We start from the raw sequence: 18815 nt of genomic DNA, 5'->3' as shown, positions 1-18815 counted from the left end.
TTCTCCTTAGTTTGCAAAAACATCCCATACACTAGCAAACCCTGAACTTGCTCCAATTGCACCAACGACACCACCAGCAATTCCACCAACAACTGTAGCAGAACCAGTAATTGCTCCAGCAGTGGCTCCTACTGCATCCGCAACGCCAGTAAAAAATTTCTTCCAAAATGCTTTAGCTGAAATATCTCCTTGATCATAACGGTCATCCCAATAAGCTAAGGAGTAACGACCTACCGAAGAAGTAATCAGGACATTTTCTACATCTTTTGGTTTGTGATTTTTTAATAAATTTGATTCAAATCGTTTTATTTCGCCTATTATATCACATAGATTTTTTGCATCATATTTAAACATAATATCAAAAAGTTCAAATAAATACCTTTTAAGCTGATTATCTAAGTCAAGAGAATTAATAAAGTTTTCATACTCTCTTTGACTGTCAAGATTTACTATTGGTGTGGCGAATTGTTTTGAAGAGTAATTAGGTATTAATTCTTCTTTATTTTTCATACAGCACACTGTCGCAAAGTTCATAAACTTCATCCAAAGACATTTTAGGATTACCTTTTTCTTCGATAATTGCCATTAATTGGTTGTGCTGTAAACCAGCTTCGTCAAATGGATTTTCCTTGTTTGGGATTTCGCAATTAACTTTTTGCTCCCATAATTCATACTTGTTCATAATATTTATTTTTTGATTCAATGCTGAAACTACGAAAAATTATTGTAAATACAATGTGTTTGTTGGTTTTAATGTGTGCTAACGGGCGAGTGTATCATTAGTGGCGTGCAAAAAGTCAACACATTTTCGTTTTTATTGGTAAAGATAGAAAAAAAATTCAAACCCTAAAATTCTGCCCAAACACAGCCATTAATGATACACATTGTTGGTAGTAGCGGTCGAGTAGGCGAGAACATTTGCTGAAAACGCCCAAACCTCTCGCACCTATTTTTTTTCTTTCCCAGGTTTCAAATTTCCCATAATTTTGATGTTATAACATTTCGTTGACGCTTAGCCATAGTTTTTGATTTAGCATCGTTTGTCGTTTTCTTTATTCGCTATTTTATTGCAAATCAGCCTATTGTTTCGGATTGTGATTTTCTCGTCGTGATGAGATTTTATTCGTTATCAATCATCGTGATAAGCCTATCATTTAGGATTTTGAAAAATTCCACCGAAAAAAATCCATTCAACTTATTTAATCAAAAAATGGGTGAGCCTATAATTTTAAAAATATTATGGAGTAGTTGCTACCAACGGGCGAGTGTATCATTAGTGGCGTGCAAAAAGTCAACACATTTTCGTTTTTATTGGTAAAGATAGAAAAAAATCACAAACCTTAAAATTTTGCCCAAACACAGCTATTAATGATACACATTGTTGGTAGTAGCGGTGGAGTAGGCGAGAACATTTGCTGAAAATGCCCAAGCCTTTCGCACCCATTTTTTTTCATACTCACGTTTCAAATTTCCCATAATTTCGATGTTATAAAATTTCGCTGACGTTTAGCTTTAATTTTTGATTTAGCATCGTTTGTCGTTTTCTTTATTCACTATTTTATTGCAAATCAGCCTATTGTTGCGTATTGTGATTTTCTCGTCGTGATAAGATTTTATTCGTTATCAATCATCGTGATATGCCTATCATTTAGGATTTAGAAAAATTCCACCAAAAAAAATCCTTCAACTTACTTTATCAAAAAATGGGTGAGCCTATAATTTTAAAAATATTATGGAGTAGTTGCTACCAACGTTCCGCGTGTATGTGCAGTAGCGGATTAGATGCACTTTCCTGTCCGTTTAGCACAAAGTTTCTTAGAAGCACAGACCTTCGATTTACCACTTCACCCGCTATTGCACATACACGCTGTTAGCTGCTGGGTTTCTCATCGTCAATTGGTTTTACATCGTCTAATTTATTTGCTATTCCTTTCTGTCTATACTCTGAAAATTGTCGAAGCTCAATTACCTTAATATTCTTTTTCCATTTAAGTTCTGTCGATATGATTATTGACAAAAGAACTGATTTTCTTAATTCATCGTCTGATTTATGCTCTTTGTATTCTATGAAAACATCATCACTAGTATTGTTCATATCTATAACGGAAGAGAACAGGTTTAATGATTGACTAATCTTTTTTAAAGAATACTTTGTAATTATTGTTTCATCAATTGGTTTTGTTGAAATACTTGGCAAGTCACTCTTTCTTAACACAAACAAAGACTGACGCACTAAATGAGAGCCATTAAAAGAATGAATTTGGATTTTCTTGTATTCAGTCGTTGATAAATCATTAATTTTTAGATGGTTAATGAAGTAATCAAAGTTAAGTCCAAACGTAACAATCAGATAATTCTCGTCAACTGCTAGATTGTCAATTGCTTTAAATAATTCATCAGGCTTTAGCAAATATGATTGTGATGTTTTTCTTAAAAATGTTTCACCTAATCCGTCAATTATGCTTCTTGACACAATAGTTGCTAAGAACGAGTCAAAATCAATGTCTTGCACTTCTGGATTCACAGAAAAAGCATCTTTGTCCTGAAGCATTCTTTGTCCACTTACATACCACTTATCAGAATTGTCATCTTGTATTGCTGCCTTATTATTGATTGGTTGAAGTTTTTCAAATGTTTCTTCAATTATTCTTGTAGTTGAATTTTCAAATAGAGCAACCTTTTCTTCTGCTACAGGGAGGTTAAGAGCGTTTATATTGTATGCATTTTCAAGTATCTCTTTAAACTCATCAATGAAGTCTGTTGGATATATTTTTTTGTTTTCAGCACACCAATCTTTTGTAATGAAGTCAAGATTCAATGTTTTTAGCAAAAGACTATTTTGTAAATGGTCAGCAACAAGTTTTTTGAAGAAATCAAGACCTTCAATCCATTGTTTTATTTCACTTTGTGTGTTTGGTACAGGTGGAAAATCTAACGGTTTCATTGTTATTAAATATGGATATATGGTATACTGTCTTAAAAACAAAATCGCCATATATGACATAATCCATTTTTTTGTTACTGAATCCGCTCTGATTCCACTAGTCTCGGGAAAGGGGTATTTGTAAGAAATCCAAGAGTATTTTCTTTCATAAGGGTCTCTTATGTCAGCATAAAACTTAAATATTTCATACATAGACTCAGGGAGCAATTCATATTTAGGGGGTTCACTTTGAGTGTAATTGAAAATACGTTTTAAACAAGCATAACGCTCCTTGTATGTCAATAAACCACCTAATGCATAATGAAACTCAATAAATCTCAATCTTTCATTTATTCTTTTCTCAACTATTTCTTTGTTGCTTACCTGAAAATTTCCTGAAGTGTAATCGTATTCTTCGTGGATATATTGAAGACTATAATTGTAATATTGATGGCAGGTTTCCCAATGATTCATAATTAAATCGTCTTGCTTGTAGCGAATTGCAAGAAGTAAATTTCGCCACATCCAAGAATATGTTTCTTCTGAAATTTCAGAATCTTGTAATTCTCCAAGAAGCCAAATTTCACCTGCAGTTCTATGCTCTAATAGGTAATTTCTTTTTTCTTTAAGAATAGCCAACTCTTCAATTGCTTTATACACAACTTCGTAATAAATGACTGGATACACAACTGGTTTGTTTTTAGATTGCTCTCTTACTTGTCTAAATGCACCATAAAAAAAGTCGGAAAGAGTTTTAGAAACATTAGTCTGCTGATTTCTAATTGATTTCAACAATAAATCAGAAAGTACAGAAAAATATTTTAAATCAGGGTTATCCTTCATAGTGCCTTTTGATTAGGTAAGAAATAAGGTCTGTCTGAGTATAATAAATCAACACTTTTCGCACATACAAAAAAAAGAATATCACAAGTAAAATCGTATTTAATCCAATTAGAATGTCGGCTGAATTCTCTATTAAAAAGCCTAAGAGCCCATTTAATTGAAATATAGGTGGAATTTTTAAAGACCATATAACTACTAAGACTAGAGATGAATACAATGAATATTGAAAAGCATTGCCTTCCCATTCCTTATTAAAAAGTTTCACAATTTGCTCTGATTCATACTTTTCATCAAGTCGGGCTACAACTTGTAATAATATAGGATATGCTACTCCAAGTAGACTAATGATAATATAAATGTAAGCGTCAATACTTTTCATATTGTGTTTGTGTTGTATGTCTTTATAACCTTGCGACTAACGTTTTTGTATATGAAAAGTAGCGGATTTTATGCACTAACTTTTCGGATTATAGGTGACCTTTAATTTATTCATTTTCTTTTGATTAAGCGATTATTGAACCGCTATTTTTTATATACGTTGTTAGTCACTGCCGTGTGTCCTGCGTTACTTGGGGATACAAGATAGTGATTAAGTTCATTGAAAACAAGTAACATAACTGTAATTGAGATGAGAGTCTCATTGGTATTTAGAAACGACCCTGGCATTTGTTTCAGGTGGATTCACGTAAAGAGTACGATGAGGATTGGTCTCTCGGCTGGGAGTGATTAGGCACACCAGTCAAACCGCCTTATGGGGCTTTCCTTTCACGGGTTGGTCTTGAGCGATAAGGTTAAATGCACTACCTGTGTTGTTTTCAGAGTAGTTTGCTATGGTAGGAGTAAAGAAGCTGAAAGAGACGAGATTGAACCCTTGTAGAAGTGTCGTAAACAACTTTAGTATTGTCAAAATCGAGGGATGGGCGGTCTTGCGAGAACAGAACTTGACATGATACCTATTTCTGGTCAAGTGGCAATCGGCATAAAGAGGGCAGGAGCTTTGCTTACGGCTCAATTACGGAACAGGAGAAGAAGCTAATTAATAGTGCAAAAATACCACAACCCCGAAGGGCAAGGTAGAAAGTAGCGATACTGTTAATTAGTGGCGGATTAGTCTGTAGTAGTGATGAAGTTTCTGTAATGGAAATGGAGCGAAGGGACTGACTTAACAGTTTTAAATTGTATTACAACTAAAGATTTTTTTAGGATGATTTTCAAAGAGAAACAAAAGTCGCAACCGATATTAAAGCGACAGGTATGGGATGCCTTTAAAAAGGTAAAGAGTAACAAAGGTAAACTCAGGTGTTGATAATTTGTCAGTAAGAAGTACATTCACGTCCTATGAAATACTTATATCCTGTATGGAATAGGTTAGCGATGGTAGTTATTTTCCAGCACTAATGCGCGAGGTAGAAATACCCAAAGAAGACGGTCGAATCAGGAAGCTTGGCATTCCAACAGTAAGACCGAACGGCTCAAATGGTAATAAGAGAAGAATTAGAACAGATTGTAGATAAACAGTTTAGTAAAGATTCTTTTGGCTATCGACCAAACAAATCAGCGCATCAAGCCATAAAGCAATGCAGGGAAAACTGCATGAAAATGGATTGGGTGATAGATTTGGATATCAAGAGTTTTTTTGATGAGATAGACCATGACTTAATGCTTAAAGCATTAGGACATTTTACCAAAGAAAAGCATATTCACTTGTATGTAGCACGTTGGTTAAAGGCTCCAATTCAAAAGAAAGACGGTAGTATTCATTCACGAGACAAAGGCACACCACAAGGAGGTGTTATTAGCCCATTACTGGCAAACATTTTCTTGCATGTTGTTTTTGATAAGTGGATTGAGAACAACCACCCGGAAGTAAAGTTTGAGCGCTATGCTGATGATATTATCATCCATTGCGATAATTTTAAACAAGCCTTGCGGACGTTGGAAGCGGTAAAAGCCCGATTTAAACAGTGCAAATTGCAGATAAAAGACGGCAAGAGCAATATCGTTTATTGCAAACGCAACCAAAAGAAGCATCCACCATTTAAGGTTCATTATGTAACATTCGATTTTCTTGGATTTACATTTAAGCCAAGAATGGTAAAGGGCTATTTTGGGAACTTTCATTTGGGATTTACACCGTCAATCAGTCGTAAACGACAGAAACGCATCAATCAAACTTTGTTTAAGATGAAACTTCATCGTATGGTTCATTTACGCCTGCCAGATTTGGCAGGCATAATAGCAGAAAAAGTACGAGGTTGGATTAATTATTACGGCAAAGTAAGAATGAGTGAATTACACTATGTATTTCGTTTCTTGAATATGCGTCTGGCAAAATGGGTACGCAACAAATATCGGAGATTTAGGCGTAAACACTGGTTTTTTGCCTACAAATGGTTACAGGAAACTGCAAAGCATTATCCTAATCTGTTTGTGCATTGGCAATACGGTTTTACGCCATAGACTTGTTAAGAAGAGCCGTATGATGGGAGACTATCACGTACGGTTCTGTGAGAGGTTTAGGGGTGAGATTCCCCTTTACCTACTCGACTTTTCTATGCTCATCAATTAGGTTCTATTTTTAAAGAAGTCATTGACAATGAACCTCCAACAGATTTGTCGTTAAACAATGTTACCTTTTCATTTTCTTCTTTCAATGCCAAGGTATAAAGTAAAGGCAAATAATGCTCAGGTGTTGGGATGGCTAAATCAAATGCTTTTCCTTGCGATTTAAAGTCGATAAGTTTTTGATGGTCTCCACTTAAAATATGGCTTTTCATTTTTTCGTTGGCTTCGGTAGCCCAATCGAAAGCAAATTCTTCGTTTAGCTTGTTCCAGGACACCCTACGCAGGTTGTGCACCATATTACCGCTTCCAATAATTAAAACGCCTTTATGGCGAAGGCTATTTAGCTCTTGAGCCAATTCGTAATGATACCTTGCCGGTTTCGAATAATCAATGCTCATTTGTATGACCGGAATATCGGCATTTGGATATAAATGTTTGATTACGCTCCAAGCTCCATGGTCAAGCCCCCATTTATCGTTTAATCCAACTTCTGTTTTGGTAATAATACTTTTGGTTTCTTCCGCCAATTCTGGGCTTCCTTTTGCTGGGTATTGAACGTCAAACAATGCTTGTGGAAAACCACCAAAATCGTGAATGGTTGGTGGATTTTGCATTGCTGTTACAAATGTTCCTTTAGTTTCCCAATGTGCTGAAATACAAAGAATCGCATTTGGTCTTATAATTTCTTGACCTAATTTTCTGAATGCCGAAACAAATTCGTTTTCTTCAATGGCATTCATAGGGTCGCCATGACCTAAGAAAAGCACAGGCATTTTACCTGTGTTACTCATTGTTGAGGTCATTTTGTTTAAATCTTTTAATGTCATACTGTAAGGTATTAAGGGCAATAAAGCTATTGATTTTAAAAATTGCTTTCTATTCATTTGCTTTGCAAAAAATTAGATTAGGCCGTTTTTTTACCCAACCGATAATCAATTGAATATTTTCCTGCTCCCGTAAAAATTAGCCCCACAGCGCCAAACAAGAATAAAGCGTTCAGTTCAATAGCCCAAGCACACATTGCCCAGTTTGTTGCTATGCCGGCGGGTTGGTGCAATGCAAAATCTATAGTGAGAATTTTATTGACCTCATCGTAATTTTTTAAAGTATAAGTGCGCACTTTAGGCTTTTTTCGGTTAGTCACGAGGAGGTGTAACTTTACATAGCAACCTGGTTTGAATACAATAGCCGAATTAGATTGCGAAATTTCAAAATCTATGCGAAGCATATTTTTTGTTAGTTGAGTTTTCTTAATTACACGACATGTATGTCCTGGAATAACCTTCATCTTCTATATTTATATTACAATATCAATAATACCTCCTTTCATCTGCAATATTTCGCCATTGGTAGCTGAAGAAATTGGACTGGCTATTTAACAAACCGTATTGACCACTTCTTCAGACCTATTATAGCGTTGCAATAGTGGACTAGGATCAATTAATAATCTATTCGTATTCTAATAACCAATTGTGTTGAATAAAGAATAAAACCGGCAATAGATTCTATGTTTCTATTGCCGTAATTTTAAAATTTAATTCAATCCAGTTTTAACCGCCTGTGATAAAGAAGTAGTGGGACGGTTAATTAAACGGGCGAGTTCGCCACTTTCATCATGCAAATCGTTTTTAGAAGCGCTATAATCTAAACTCGCAAACGCTTTAGCCATCCCTTCAGGTAATCCAATTTCCTGTAGCTTTTGTGCATATTCTGCTTCTGGAAGGTTCACAAATTCGATGTTTTTACCCGTTTGTTTGCTCACTTCGGCGACCAAATCCTGCATGGTGAAGGTTTGATCACCAGCCAATTCATACGTTTTGCCTGTATGGTCATCGTTTATGATGGTTTCGGCTATAGCTTCGGCATAGTCTTCACGTGTTGCTGATGAAATTTTTCCATCTCCCGCACTACCAATTATAGCACCTTGCTCTACTGCTTGCTTTAATCCCGCAGTATAATTTTCGGTGTACCATCCATTACGTAAAATCGTGTGCGGAATGCCCGAGTCTTGCGACATTTTTTCGGTAGCAAGGTGTTCTGGAGCTAATATCATTGACGACGTATCGGCGTGCGACAAGCTGGTGTAGGCAATTTGCTTAACTTGAGCTTGTTTTGCCGCATTGATTACATTTTTATGTTGGGTTTCACGTTTACCTATCTCGCTTCCCGATATAAAAACCAAACGATCTATGTCCTCTAAAGCCTTTGGTAAAGCTTCTGGTTGTTCATAATCGAAAGCTTTGGCCTCTATACCTAAAGGTTTTGCCTTATCGGGATTTCGCACGAGTGCCACTAATTTGGCATCGGGATTCTTGTCTTTTAGCTTTTGATACTAATTGGCCCAGTTGGCCTGTAGCACCTGTTATTCCTATTTTCATGACTTATTGTTTTACAAATTGAACTTCTGCATTAATTTTTATCTCATTTCCAACCATTACACCTCCGGCTTCGAGGGCGGCATTCCAATTAAAGTCAAAGTCTTTTCGGTTCAGTTTACCATTTATGGAAAAACCTGCTTTCTCGTTTCCGTAAGGGTCTTTCATATAACCTCCAAACTCGGTATCTAGTGTGATTTCTTTTGTAGTACCTTTAATTGTAAGGTCACCTACTAATTGGTATTCATCATCATCTACTTTTTTAATGGATTTGCTCACAAATGTAATTTCCGGATATTTTTCAACTTCAAAGAAGTCGGGGCTTTTTAGATGCGTGTCTCGATCATCATTGTTCGTTGATATAGAACTTGCATCAATGTTTGCCGAAATGGTTGCTTTTGTAAAATCTTCGCCATCTATGGTTCCTTGAAAGGTTTTAAATTCTCCTTTTACGTTAGAAATCATCAGGTGTTTTACTTTAAATGTAATTTCGCTGTGTGTTGGGTCTATTGCCCATTTTGTTGTTTCCATTTTCTTATATTTTTAATGTTATTGGATAATTTTTAAACGTATTACTGCTTGGCAAACTGTAAGTGCACCACTATGTTTACATCTTTGCCAATACCTCTGCGGTAGGATCATAATTAATATTGTAGTCAAATCTGTTAATGGTGGTTTTGGCTTTCAATCCTAATTTTTCGCCCTGGTCACTTTTGGCAGTTCCGCCATAGTACACATCAAAAATCACGGGTTTGGTTACATCTTTTATGGTTAGGTCGCCATATAATAAATACTGATCAGGTTTTCCAGTAGCTAAGATTTTCGTGCTTTTAAAAGTCATTTCTGGATATTTTTCAACTTCAAAAAAATCAGCACTTCTCAAGTGGTTGTCCCTGTCTTCTACATTGGTATTGATACTTGTTACTTTAACAGTAAAATCAACATTTGCCCCTTCTAAAGCTTCCCCATTTGTAGTAAGGTTTCCGGTATATTCCATAAATTTCCCATTCACGATACTAATTCCGGAATGTGAAATATTGAAATTTAAGGACGAATGGTAAGGGTCTACCTTCCAGTTTGCTTGTGCGAATACGTTTACATTCAAAAATGTAATTGCTAATAAAATCAGTACTTTTTTCATAATCATATAAAATTTAATTGTTAATAATATTTGTTTACAAAGATAGTAGCACTTACGATGAAGCAAATTACACTTTTCGGTAAGAGGAGTGTAGATTTAGGAAATTAACCTATTTTTCATCTCTTCACGGAACTTACCTGGCGATTGACCTGCCTTTTTTTTAAAGACGTTAGAAAAATAAGAATTCTCATTGTAGCCCAATTCATAAGCTATTTCAGATATGGTTTTTTCTGTAGAGATCAATAGGTTTTTAGCTTCAATTAATTTTCGGGTTTCGATTATTTCTGAAACACTCTGTGCTAAAATATTTTGGCAGATGATGTTCAAATTCCTTGACGACATAAAAAGTTTTTCCGCATAGAATTCCACACCAAATGGTCTTCGGTAATTTTCTTCAAGAATCGTCAGGAAGTTTCCGAAGGATATATGTTGCGTTTTTTGAATAGGCTCGTCTTGTGGTTCTAACTTTTTTCGTTCGGCTTCTATCATCGTGAACAGGACACCCAATAGTTGCCTTATTATGGAAAGGTCTGTTGTGTCTTGTTGTGTTTCGGCATAAATCATCTCACAAAGGGTAACCAGTCTCTGAAAACAATGTCCTTTTTCAAGTTCTAAATTTGCTTGAGTGTGATAAAACGAATAGAGTTGAAATGTGGTTTCTGGAATAAATTCGCTTTTAAAACGAATTGCCCAAATATCGCATTTGCCATTATGTAGCTTTGGAACTACTCTGTGTGCTTTTCCTTTGGTTACGAAACTCACAAAAGGAGATTGGATTTTGGTAGTGTTAAAATCAATGAAATGCTCCAATTCACCTTCAATGCCAATTAATAACTCTTCAAACTCGTGATTGTGGGGTTCGTCAGGTTGTCCAGAAATCTTTTTTGCTTCTTCTTCGTCAACTCTGAATATGTGGAATAGTTTGTTCATCTGATAAGTTGTTCGTTTTTTTAGGTTGCGACTAACGTTTGGGCTATGAGTAGTGCGAGCCAAAAAAGACAAAACCTTTCAATTCAGCACCGACCCAAGCGAACAATTTTTAATTTATAAATTTCAATCAATAAATATATAAATTGTGAGCGAAAAAAATGCCAAAACCATTGAATTTTGCTCATAATCTCGCATTACTTATAGCCTTTGTTGTAAAACGTTTTTATTTTATTCCGAATGGTTTTGTTTTCAATTCGTTCAGCCAATCAGTTCCGTATTTTTTATTTAAAAAGTCGAAAATCATTTGATTATTTTCAGTTGCTTTTTTGAAAGACAAAGGGTCAATTACACAATTCTCTTTTATCAGTCCGATTCCATATTTTTCTTTGAACTCAACATATTCTTTTGGTATAGAACTATCAATTCCGTGCATTATGAAATTCAGAGTTCCATTTTCAATTCGTTGCTCGATTTGCTCATCAGTCAAGTCAGTTTCTAAATTCATCGGGAAAGAATAAATTTTACCGTTCTTGAATTCTTTTTTTCCATTAATCGAACTGTGATTGTGTTTTTCCTTTTATTAATTCGTGTTGGATAAAAAGTATAAGCAGTAAAGTCGTCAGACACAAAACTGAATTGATATTTCCCTTTTTCTGGCAAAGTAATTTTAAAATTTTCTGCTTTAGAAACCTCAATTTTTCTGTTCAGGTCAATAATTGTGAATTCTCCCGATTTTAATTCCTTGTCCGTTAAGTTTTCAAACATAACCGTAGCGGTAATTTCAGTCGCAAAAGCTATTGATGTGAACAATGCTAATGTCAAAGTCAAAATTAATTTTCTCATAAATTTTATTTTTTTAAAAGGTGATATTCATTTTCTTATGTTACAAAATTTCGGTCTTAAATGTTTTACAACGGTCTCGTATATGAAAAGTAGCGGATTTTACGCACTAACTTTTCGGTTTATCACAGACCTTTGTTTTATGTTTATACTTTCCTTTTAGCACTTTGACCGCTATTTTTTATATACATTGTTAGCCACTGGCTTTATTTTTCAGTTTGTTTGTCAGTGTTGGCAAAGACATACTCTTTTGCAATTTTGGGTGTGGTGTTGGCTTGTGCGAATTGCAAATGTGTATGGCTTTAAGCGTTGGCTATTTCATTCATTTTATATTTTTCTCAATCGTTGCAATTTCAGTTGGTTCAATTTCGTAAAGCTCATACATAATCGAATTGATTTTACTTTCGGCATTTCCCAATTCCAATGTTATTTCTTCTAAAGCTTTGGTTAATTGTATTTCTCGGTCAAAATTATTATCCGTTTTTGCTTTTTCTAACAATTCTTGGTAGTCAGATTTCTTTTGAGTATTTGAGATAATACTTGTTACTAAATCAGCAATTTTTTCTTGAATTTCAGTACTTGGATTTTGTAAAGGTAAATTTTCTAAAGGCGTTTTGTCAATTTGATAATTGTTTCCTTGCATTTTACCTTTGTACTTTAACCAAAATGCCATCAAATTTGAGTTTAGAATCCCTGTCAAATACTTTTGGTTTATTCTATCGGTCTTGATAATCATAAAAGTTCTATTCACATAGGCATCAAAATCGGTGTATGTAAATCTCGGACGAACGGAACATTTTCGTAATGAAAAAATCTTTTCTCCTTTAAAATACTTTTCGTCTCTTGAACGGTGTAATCCATATGGCTTATTGACAGATGTAAAGACATCTAAAAATCTATCCAAATGTTTTTTAATATTTGGGTACGGAAGTATTTTCTCCTCTTCTTTAAAACTTGAATCCGTATAGATTATCCAAAGTTTATTTTTAGGATTTCCGTAATATTGAAGAAGCTCGCTTGTCGTGTAGAAAGGTTTTACCAATTCCTTTTCTTTTTCAGATAAGTTTAAATCATCATATTCAGATTGACTTAAATTGAAAATACCATCTCCTATTTCAACATCTTCAAGAGTTTCTTTATGCTTTTTGTTTACGAAATCTTGTAATAAATCAATTCCCGAAGCAATTTCTTCAGATTTTAAATTGAAGTTTTTCTTTGATAATATTTTATCTATTATCAAGTTAAGGTCTCCATTGATAAAATTGATAGGCTTTCCTGCTAATTCCTTTTTCTCAATGGTAGAAGTAAAATATTCGTATTTGTCATCAACTATTTTCTCCAAAAAACGTTGTGTATCTTCGTGTTTTATTTTGCTGTTTAGAACTTTGGAAAAGGCAAGACCATAATTTTCATTATCGTCCGTTCTTTTCATAATGTAAATCATAGTTTGGATACCTGCAGAATCGAAAACCTTAAAATCGCTAAAATCTATAAACTCTGTAATTTTACCTTTTTCAATTACATAATCTCTGAATTTTGATGCTCCGTCATTTGTTATCCAATTATTTGGTGCTATATAACCAATTAAACCGTAGTCTTTTTTGATAATGTCCAAAGCCAAAGCACCAAAGAAATACCATAAATCCATTTTACCTTGATAACAAGGATGGTCGTGTAAACCGTCAAAAGCTTGTCGGTTTGTGTATTCTTTAATATAAGGTGGATTTCCAATAACAACATCAAAACCGCCATTTTTCATAATCTCTGGAAACTCTTTATGCCAATCAAATTCTGATGCTAAAAGTGAGTTTCCGCATTTAATATTATTGTTCAATTTAGAAAGTTTGCGGTCTTTTTTAGCTGTGCGAAGGCTCCACTACCACAAGCTGGGTCAATAATTGAGCAATTTCAACACTTTCTTCGTTGATGTCTACACCAAAAAGGTTATTTTCAAGTATGTTTTTGTCGGTATCAAAAAGGCGTAAAGGTGAATTTGTCAGGTCAGCAATGATGTCGTCTATTTTTTCGTGTTCTTCGATTAGGAAGTTTAACGCTTGATTTAAAAAGGCTCCACTACCACAAGCTGGGTCAATAATTTTTAAATTTGTCAACCAATTTTTATAGTCGGTCAACGTTGTGAAAAGTTTTTTTCCTTTTACTGTTAACGTCTTATCTTTTTTTAGAAACGAATCATCATATTCAATTTCTTCAATATCGAGTTCTTTTCTTTTGTCAATGCAAAGTTTACCAATAGTGTTGGCAACAATGTAAGTAGTGATATATTTTGGCGTGTAAAAAACACCATCTTTTTTTCTTTTTGTTCTTTTTTGATCGGAAACTGTACCTTCAATTTCTGCTGTAACTTCTTCGATTTCGTTTAGTGAATGTTCAAAAATATGACCAAGAATATTTACATCAACTTCTGTATTGAAATCGTAGGTTGATAGTTTCTTTAAATCGTTAATTAAAATTTCATCATCAATGTTTAGGTTGTTGAGCAATAAATCTTCGTAAAATAAGCCACCATTGTATGCAGGAATATTGTCGGATTCTTTTTTGCCTGGTCGCCCAATATTCATATATCCGAAATACTGCTTGAAAATTTCGTAAATCGGTTTGTAAGCATCCTCTTCTTTTAAGATGTCAAAACGCTTGATGATTCTTGAAATCGAATTTGGTGGCAATAATCCGCTATCTTCTGCAAAAAGAATAAATAGAAAACGGTCTAAAAGTTTTTGCGATTTTTTGAAAAGCAACAACTTATCATTGTCTGGATGATTTGCAATTAAATTGTGAAACAATTTATCTTTGAAATGCGAATAGTCTTTGTAAAGTTCTTCCGAAATTTCTTTTTCGTGAAACTGCGTTTCTTTTTTAAGTTGTATTGGAAGATTTGAAAAAATACTTTCTTTATGTAGAATTAAGTAAAGTAGCTCAAATCGTTCTCTGTCAAGAAAAAACAAGTCAAATTCCTCAAATTCGGTAGAGTAGTCTATGTAAAACCGAAGTTTTTGAAAATTAGAGGTTATTATGTATTTACACTCTGGTTGATTGTTTTTATAATTAAAAGCTTGTTGGGTAATTTTTGTTAAGTCTTTGGTAGAAGTAGATTTTAATTCAATTACCGCAATGGCATTTTCATCTTTTAAAATTGCTCCATCAGCTTTTTTTCCGTCTGTTTGGTTTTTGAACTCTCTTTGTAAATTGTAATTTTCATCTGGTCGAAGCGTGTAGCCAAGAACATCAACAAATATTTCACGTAAAAATCCGTCCTGATACTCTTCTTCTTTGAGCGTTTTTATTTGCTCAATTTTGGAAGGACTATAATTTTTTCGGAATGTTTCAAATGCCTGTTCTACCTTTTCTTTATCAAGATTTTTAAGGTGTTTTTGTATGACTGATTTCTGAAATATCGGCATTTATCAAGGTCGTTTAATCACAGAAATAAATAGTTCTCTGTCTGTGTCATTTATCAATTCCAAATCAGGTGAATTCTCAAAGGCTCTCGGGATGCCACTACCAACTCCCACAAAAGGAAGAACATATCTTGCATTAGTAAAAAGTATCGGATTTCTTGGTATGGAAGTTCCGATCTTAATGTTGTCAATAGTTAGTGTATTAGGAAGTTTTCCTGGGCTTATTATTTCTATTCGATTATCAAAGATGAATACTTTAATACTTGATGAAATAAAATAATCTCTGTGTATTAATGCGTTCACAAGTAATTCTTCAATTGTTTCAATAGGAATTTCCAATTCAGATTGAGAATTGAAACCATCACTTTTTTGCAGTTTTTTTAGGTTTCGTGTGATGAAAGAAAGAGTTTTATCATACAATTCTTTTAGGTTTCCTGTAAAAGGTTCTTCTTTGTCCCGAAATTCATTTGTACTGATATTATTTCCAACCACGGAAACACATTGTACCGTGAACGTTGGTCTAAATTGTTGAGGATTTTTCCCAAATAGAAGCAAACCTCCAAGACTAATTTTTCCGTCTTTCAACATTCCAAGATTAGAAAGAATAGTAGAGGTTGATTGCCCTAATTCATCAATTGTTTTCTTGGTTTTTGCAAGTATGAATTTTTGAAAATATTCTTCGTCAATATCATTAACTGTTGTTCCTGTTACTGTTGTTTCATCTGCAAAAAGGTTTCCGCTACTTTGAAGCAATCGGGCAATTTCTTCTTTGGCAACTACTTTTCTTTTGTCAGAGCCGTTTTTTACCCAAATTATTCCATTATTGTCCATATGCGGTTTGCTTGTTCCTTCTGAAATGTGGGCAACAATTAGATTTTGTTCTTCTACTTTTACTGTTTCGGTATAGATGTATATAGGTGCTTTTATGTTGTTGGATCTTGCATTTGCCAAAAGCTCATTTGTGCTTTGCAGTTCTTCAAAAGAAAGTCCGTTTATTTACTTTGTTTTATCATCAACTCCAACGATAATCATTCCACCTTTTGTGTTTGAAAAGGCTACCATTTCCGCACCAATTGAGTTGGCATTGTTTACCCGAATTTTAAATTGAACCTTGCTCGATTCACCCATTTGGATTAAATCCAATAATTCTAATGCGTCCATAATTCGTAAATTCTTTTTCTGTTGTTAAATGCTTCTTGACCGCCTTCCATAATGTTTACAATTTCATTTCTGATAAATTGATTATCAATGCTTCCAAGATTTATTTGTATGCTGTTGGCATCATATTTACACGAAATGACTTGCTCGCAATCACCAAGAACAGGAATGTTCGGATTGTGGGTAGCAAAAATGAATTGAGAAGAATTTTTTAATTCTTTCAATACTTTAATCACATCATTGTAAATGGTTTGGTTGTCCAAATCATCTTCTGGTTGGTCAATGATAATTAAATCACTTTCTTTTAGTGTCAATAAGAATATAATCAATGCCGAAGCTCTTTGCCCCAAAGAATGTTCGTTCAATGGTCGTCCACGATAAATAATGTCAAACTTATCAGGTATTCGGTAAGTTAAAAACGCCTCTATATTGCTGTTGAAATATTCTCTAAATGTGTTTAGTTGTACATCAGAAAGATTTTCGGAAATTTTGGTTTTGGGTTGGTTCAAATCCTCATAAACAGAAATCAAATCGTTATAATTATCTACGATTGCTTGAATGTTGTTATCCCTTAAATTACTACCTCTCAAGTTCTCTTTTAAGTACGATTTAAAATCTTGCTTATTCCCTTTGAAGTCAACCGCTATTTTGATTGCATCTTGGTCGTCATTAACTTTTTTGATTTCCTCTTGTACAATTTCAAACTCGTTGTGCCACAAATTTTGTAATGAGACCAATGTTTGTTTCAATTGGGTCTCTATCTCTTTTTTCTTGTTCGATAGTTTATTCAATTCGGATAATTGAGCTTTTGTAAGGTCAAGCTCTTTAGTATACTTTACATAATCGTCCGCCTCAATGTTGGGCAAATTAATTTCCCTTTTGATTTTTGAAAATTCTTCTTTTAGGGCTTCATATTTCACATTGAAATCTTGATGCATTTTTTGAAGCTTTAAATTTTCTGCACCCAATTTTGATGAAAGGGATTTGGCTTCACGGAAAAGGTTTTCAAATACTTCAAAGTGTTGTGTTATAACATCAATGTCGTTAGTGTTTTCTTTGGACGAATATGCTTTGAAACTTTGGAAACTATCTTCATACTCACTTACATATTCGTTTAGTCCGTCAATTACTCGTTGCTCAAATTTTTCAAGTCGTTTGATAAAATTGCTGTCCTTGTCAAAAGATATTTGTTTTTCGAGTTTTTTGTCAATTTCTTTTTCTTTGAAAACCTGAATTTTTAATTTCAGTTCAGCTTGTTTGGCTTCTATATCTGCTTTTCTTCCGACTTTGGTATCTATTTTTTTGAGTTCTCCGATAAGCTTTAAAACGTCCTGATTTTTCTCTTCTATTTCACGTTTTTTAGTTAATAATCGGTCACCAATCAATTTGCTTATTAGATATTCAGTTGAAAGAGAATCGCCTATTTGGGAAAGGTCTTTTTGACCAAAATATATCGGCTTCTTTACAATGGCATTGGGTTTTAAACCAAGTTGCAATTCTCCGTTTTTATATATGTTTGTTCTGTCTCCAAGAATTTTTTCAGCATTATATTCATTACCTTGGTCATCAACCAAAACAGATGTTATTTTTCCACCACTTCCCAATAAAGCATTGACCAAATTAGTTTTATATTCAAAATCAACATTTTGATTTCGGTTCAAATCAATATCCAAAGCATACCTGATGGCTTCTAAAATTGAAGATTTTCCGCTTCCTCTAATACCAATCAAGTTGTTCATAGAATGGTTTAGGTGAAGTGTTGAACCATCTAATTTTCCGCCTTTAAAACTGATGGATTTTATGTAGCCATTAACTGGATTGGTTGTTTCTTTCTCTTGTCTGAATTGCTTATCCAACAGAGTATATTTAATCGCTTCAAAATTGAATGCTCCAATTTTAAGGTATGTTTTTTGAGTAATGTCGTTGACACAATTTCCTGTTCCAACTCCTTCAATATTTTTAGCATCTGAACCCTCGACAAAAGCAGGTAGGTTATTGTCAAGCCATAGGTTTAACTTGTCAATAACATCTCTTGTTCTAACCTTTTGAAATCCAAGAACGGCTTTACGGAATAAAGGATTGTTACTTAATTCTTGGATTCGCCCTCCATCCAACTCATTATAAAAACCGCTTTTTTGCTCAATGTGAGCCATTATAATGAAATAGTCTTTCTCAAAAGCATTTAATTTTTTGATTGTTTCAATCAGATTATCATTAGAGCGACCATTTTCGTTTTCGTAATTATGCTTTCCTGCAAATGTTTGGGTTATAAATTGATTGATGTAGTCTGTACCATTTTCAAGCCATTCAACAGGATTGAAAATAACAAGACAGTGGATTCCGTTTGCTCCGTCATTTACTGATAATTCAACTCCCGGCAATACATATATTTCTTGTTTTCTTGCTTTTTTTGCAAGGGCTTTATATTCATTGAAGTCAAATTTATTGTGGTTGGTTATTGCAGCAATTCCAACATTTTCTTGACTTAATTGACTTACATAATCGGTTACGAAAGAGTTGTCTTCTCCTTGATAGTTAAATTCTTTGTCGGCTTTTGTGTGCAAATGGAAGTCAGCCCTTAACCAAGTGCTTCCGTTTTCAAATATTTTAAATTCTTTTTCCAT

16 protein-coding genes and 1 pseudogene are annotated in these 18815 nt (G+C 34.0%); 1 reads left to right on the top strand and 16 read right to left on the bottom strand.

Features of this window, described 5'->3' with window-relative positions; genetic code table 11:
* Window positions 1-6 precede the first annotated feature (6 nt).
* The 3 genes from IGB25_RS05085 to IGB25_RS05075 all read right to left on the bottom strand — a co-directional run bounded on the left by IGB25_RS05085 (window position 7) and on the right by IGB25_RS05075 (window position 3766).
* Window positions 7-510: a hypothetical protein gene (locus IGB25_RS05085; RefSeq protein ID WP_211066440.1), complete on the bottom strand. Its 504-nt coding sequence runs from the start codon at window positions 508-510 to the stop codon at window positions 7-9.
* Window positions 500-682, bottom strand: a complete 183-nt coding sequence (locus tag IGB25_RS05080) for a hypothetical protein (RefSeq protein ID WP_211066439.1) — start codon at window positions 680-682, stop codon at window positions 500-502. The genes IGB25_RS05085 and IGB25_RS05080 overlap by 11 nt, the downstream gene beginning before the upstream one ends.
* A gap of 1188 nt (window positions 683-1870) precedes the next feature.
* A complete protein-coding gene (locus IGB25_RS05075) occupies window positions 1871-3766 on the bottom strand; it encodes a hypothetical protein (RefSeq protein WP_211066438.1) in 1896 nt (631 codons plus the stop codon).
* 1476 nt (window positions 3767-5242) lie between these two features.
* Between IGB25_RS05075 and IGB25_RS05070 the strand changes: the two genes are divergently transcribed.
* Complete coding sequence (locus IGB25_RS05070; protein ID WP_211065654.1) at window positions 5243-6226, top strand: reverse transcriptase domain-containing protein; 984 nt, start codon at window positions 5243-5245, stop codon at window positions 6224-6226.
* Window positions 6227-6327: 101 nt separating this feature from the next.
* Here IGB25_RS05070 and ygiD read toward each other — a convergent pair whose 3' ends face one another.
* From ygiD to IGB25_RS05010, 13 genes and pseudogenes are all read right to left on the bottom strand, one after another.
* The gene (ygiD, locus tag IGB25_RS05065; RefSeq protein WP_211066437.1) at window positions 6328-7215 is read right to left on the bottom strand and encodes a 4,5-DOPA dioxygenase extradiol; all 888 of its coding nucleotides are present in this window, start codon (window positions 7213-7215) and stop codon (window positions 6328-6330) included.
* Between the two features lie 20 nt (window positions 7216-7235).
* Complete coding sequence (locus tag IGB25_RS05060) at window positions 7236-7619, bottom strand: siderophore-interacting protein (protein ID WP_256437250.1); 384 nt, start codon at window positions 7617-7619, stop codon at window positions 7236-7238.
* A 246-nt stretch (window positions 7620-7865) separates the two neighbouring features.
* Window positions 7866-8645 (bottom strand): annotated as a pseudogene (locus IGB25_RS05055) (SDR family oxidoreductase); the annotation flags it as partial.
* A 67-nt stretch (window positions 8646-8712) separates the two neighbouring features.
* Complete coding sequence (locus IGB25_RS05050) at window positions 8713-9237, bottom strand: YceI family protein (RefSeq protein WP_211066435.1); 525 nt, start codon at window positions 9235-9237, stop codon at window positions 8713-8715.
* A gap of 76 nt (window positions 9238-9313) precedes the next feature.
* Complete coding sequence (locus tag IGB25_RS05045; RefSeq protein WP_247653627.1) at window positions 9314-9847, bottom strand: YceI family protein; 534 nt, start codon at window positions 9845-9847, stop codon at window positions 9314-9316.
* A gap of 96 nt (window positions 9848-9943) precedes the next feature.
* Window positions 9944-10777, bottom strand: coding sequence for an AraC family transcriptional regulator (locus tag IGB25_RS05040; RefSeq protein WP_211066434.1), 834 nt, complete (start codon window positions 10775-10777; stop codon window positions 9944-9946).
* Window positions 10778-11000: 223 nt separating this feature from the next.
* Window positions 11001-11282, bottom strand: a complete 282-nt coding sequence (locus IGB25_RS14775; RefSeq protein ID WP_247653626.1) for a hypothetical protein — start codon at window positions 11280-11282, stop codon at window positions 11001-11003.
* Entirely contained in the window at window positions 11279-11620 is a 342-nt protein-coding gene (locus IGB25_RS14770; RefSeq protein WP_247653625.1) for a hypothetical protein, read from the bottom strand. Before IGB25_RS14770 ends, IGB25_RS14775 begins: the two co-directional genes overlap by 4 nt.
* A 319-nt stretch (window positions 11621-11939) precedes the next feature.
* The gene (locus IGB25_RS05030) at window positions 11940-13451 is read right to left on the bottom strand and encodes an Eco57I restriction-modification methylase domain-containing protein (RefSeq protein ID WP_211066433.1); all 1512 of its coding nucleotides are present in this window, start codon (window positions 13449-13451) and stop codon (window positions 11940-11942) included.
* Between the two features lie 22 nt (window positions 13452-13473).
* Window positions 13474-15036 (bottom strand): type IIL restriction-modification enzyme MmeI, encoded by a 1563-nt coding sequence (locus tag IGB25_RS05025; protein WP_211066432.1) that lies wholly within the window; start codon window positions 15034-15036, stop codon window positions 13474-13476.
* Window positions 15037-15039: 3 nt separating this feature from the next.
* Window positions 15040-15984, bottom strand: coding sequence for an ATP-binding protein (locus IGB25_RS05020; protein ID WP_211066431.1), 945 nt, complete (start codon window positions 15982-15984; stop codon window positions 15040-15042).
* Window positions 15985-16029: 45 nt separating this feature from the next.
* Window positions 16030-16194 (bottom strand): helix-turn-helix domain-containing protein, encoded by a 165-nt coding sequence (locus IGB25_RS05015; RefSeq protein WP_211066430.1) that lies wholly within the window; start codon window positions 16192-16194, stop codon window positions 16030-16032.
* A complete protein-coding gene (locus IGB25_RS05010; RefSeq protein WP_211066429.1) occupies window positions 16182-18815 on the bottom strand; it encodes a TrlF family AAA-like ATPase in 2634 nt (877 codons plus the stop codon). The genes IGB25_RS05015 and IGB25_RS05010 overlap by 13 nt, the downstream gene beginning before the upstream one ends.

Source organism: Flavobacterium sp. CS20 (genome assembly GCF_018080005.1).
Lineage (GTDB): Bacteria > Bacteroidota > Bacteroidia > Flavobacteriales > Flavobacteriaceae > Psychroflexus.
The sequence above is the reverse complement of the archived record's forward strand: the minus strand, read 5'-3'. Positions and strand labels throughout refer to the sequence as shown.